The organism is Prochlorococcus marinus (assembly GCF_001180245.1).
In the GTDB taxonomy this organism is placed as follows: domain Bacteria; phylum Cyanobacteriota; class Cyanobacteriia; order PCC-6307; family Cyanobiaceae; genus Prochlorococcus_A; species Prochlorococcus_A marinus_F.
This window is the reverse complement of record NZ_CVSV01000118.1, coordinates 1-327: the sequence shown is the minus strand read 5'-3', so window position 1 is coordinate 327 and position 327 is coordinate 1. Positions and strand designations below refer to the sequence as shown.

The window sequence follows — 327 nt, the reverse complement described above, 5'->3', positions numbered from 1 at the left end:
TCTTTTGAAATTGAGTCCTCTTTTGGAGTATTATCTTGGTCAAGATAATAATTACTATCTGGATAAAAACTTTCGCTTGAAAAGTTATCTTTAAACTTACGCATTATTATTAGAAATAAATATCTTATATACTAAAAAATAAAAAGGCCAAATAGGTTAATTAAGCATTCTATTATTTAATAGCCAAATAATCGTTAAAAAATTTCAAGGGAAAATATAGCTACTTCTAATCAAAACTAATTTAAAGAAAAGCATTTGATATTTGGTATCTAAAAATTCCTTAAAAATATGGAATATTTATCTTTATAAAATAGTTCGTTTGCCAAA

Annotated in this window: 1 pseudogene; it reads right to left on the bottom strand. The window is 22.9% G+C overall.

Annotation, left to right across the window (positions count from 1 at the left end):
- Positions 1-104, bottom strand: a pseudogene (locus AMO19_RS08770) (high light inducible protein); the annotation flags it as partial.
- Positions 105-327 lie beyond the last annotated feature (223 nt).